Genomic DNA, 1,801 nt, shown 5'->3' with positions numbered 1-1,801 from the left:
GAATAAAGTCTTCAGTTAAGCTTAAATCCCGTTCATCACAAGTTACTGCCACATCAGGATAATAATAACAATTAGCTTCTTCTAGTCGAACTTTAATATCGGAAGTAAGTACAATACAGTCATTATCAAGAAGATGATTTCCCAATAATATGTCTAAATTATGAGTAATAATAATGTGGGGTTTCTTTGCCCCTACCCTTGCATAAATTTTGCCCCGTCTATACTCATTTTTAATCGGACTTTATCGCTCTTCAGCTAAATAGTCTTCTGGAGAAACATAGAATTGATTTTGGTTAGCTACCATTGAGTTTTAGTTTGCTATTTAGACTTTTATATTATATAATAGAGTTGTCGCTAAATAGAGGGAAAAAATCGCTCCAACCTAGACAGAGCAATAATTTCAAGGCCTTTTTAGCAACCAATAGCTACAATCCTTATATAACAAGGTTTTTGGGGGTTTTTGAAGTTATAAAGCGACAAGTCTAATATTAGCTATGTTTAATCAAAAAAACTGATAATTAGAGATAGTTTTCATTATTCATTATCCATGAATTATGATTGCAATTAAAAACTCTCAATATCTTACCGAAAAATTGTGGTCTAAAGCCTCCCCTTTTAAGAGGAGAAAAAAAGAGAATACCCCTTATGCCAAGCCTCCTTATTCCACGAGGTACTGATAACTGAAATGACTCCCCAAGAATATTTGGAATGGGAAAAAAAACAACCGATTAAATATGAATATATTGACGGTGAAGTTATAGCTATGACTGGGGGAACTATTCCCCACAGTGAGATTGTCGCTAATCTGACAACAGCATTAAAAAATCATTTGCGCGGGAAAGGTTGTAAAGTATTAGTGGCAGATGCAAAAGTGGAAATATCTGAACAAGGACTATTTTTTTATCCTGATGTAATGGTTAGTTGTGATGAACGAGATAAAAAGGCAAGAAAAGCGATTAAATATCCTTGTTTAATTATTGAGGTTTTATCTCCAGGAACAGAATCTTTTGACAGAGGAAAAAAATTTCAAAATTATCGTCGCATTTCTACTTTGAAAGAATATGTTTTGGTGAGTGCTAATGAAATAATGCTTGAATCTTTTCGGTTGAATGAAAAGGGAGTGTGGGAGTTTTATTCTTATTTGGAAGGGGATAATATTGAGTTGAAAAGTGTTAATTTTAGTTTTCCTATAGATTTAATTTATGAGGATGTGTTTTTAGGGGAATAGAGGATTTATTGATTTATTTTTTCCCATGCTTATTCTTCTAGTTCATACCATTCTTCGGCTAATTGCAAGTCACGTTTTGCTCGTTTTATCGCTCCGATGCGTAGTTCTTCTTTGAGATTTTCTGATAAGTTTTGCTTGATGTAAAAATTTAGAGCTTTATTAATTAATTGCTCCAGATTTTCTTGAGGCATTGTTTCCTCAATTAATTGCATTGTTGCTTCTGGAATAGTAATGTTAAGTTTTCTGTCCATAGCTGACAAAAAAATAGGTTAATTATACACTATTATAAAGATTGATGTAAATTTTTTAGCACATATTTGGAATAGTGGCAATTGGGAGCGATCGCCAATTTCAGTTATCAGTTATCAGTCGTCAGGAGGGAAGAGTTAGCGATCGCCTATTTCCCTCAAAGAAAATTGATTTGAAATTACCTAATTTCAACTATTCTCTAAAGATGATTTCTCCATCTCTGCATTATAGCAATGTGCGCTGGCATATTTACAAATTACAAGAACTGTCCAATAGCTAAAAGTCTTGTATTATCGGTCTTTTATTCCCCCAGATGAGCTGTTG

At 33.3% G+C, this 1,801-nt stretch carries 4 protein-coding genes; 2 read left to right on the top strand and 2 right to left on the bottom strand.

The annotated features are described in order from the left end of the window. On the bottom strand, nucleotides 1–235 hold a 235-nt coding region (locus F6K13_RS31510; RefSeq protein WP_287289638.1), incomplete at its 3' end, for a Uma2 family endonuclease. Nucleotides 236–685: 450 nt separating this feature from the next. Between F6K13_RS31510 and F6K13_RS31505 the strand changes: the two genes are divergently transcribed. Then, nucleotides 686–1,228, top strand: coding sequence for a Uma2 family endonuclease (locus tag F6K13_RS31505; RefSeq protein WP_124147738.1), 543 nt, complete (start codon nucleotides 686–688; stop codon nucleotides 1,226–1,228). 29 nt (nucleotides 1,229–1,257) lie between these two features. Here the strand turns inward: F6K13_RS31505 and F6K13_RS31500 are convergent, their stop codons facing one another. Then, the gene (locus F6K13_RS31500) at nucleotides 1,258–1,479 is read right to left on the bottom strand and encodes a hypothetical protein (RefSeq protein ID WP_124147737.1); all 222 of its coding nucleotides are present in this window, start codon (nucleotides 1,477–1,479) and stop codon (nucleotides 1,258–1,260) included. A 74-nt stretch (nucleotides 1,480–1,553) separates the two neighbouring features. On the opposite strand from F6K13_RS31500, the gene F6K13_RS31495 reads away from it, so the two are divergent. Further along, nucleotides 1,554–1,757: a hypothetical protein gene (locus F6K13_RS31495; protein WP_124147736.1), complete on the top strand. Its 204-nt coding sequence runs from the start codon at nucleotides 1,554–1,556 to the stop codon at nucleotides 1,755–1,757. The last annotated feature ends 44 nt before the right edge of the window (nucleotides 1,758–1,801 follow it).

Origin of the sequence: Okeania sp. SIO2B9 (genome assembly GCF_010672505.1) — a bacterium.
Taxonomy (GTDB): domain Bacteria; phylum Cyanobacteriota; class Cyanobacteriia; order Cyanobacteriales; family Microcoleaceae; genus Okeania; species Okeania hirsuta.
This window is presented reverse-complemented; position numbering and strand designations above follow the sequence as displayed.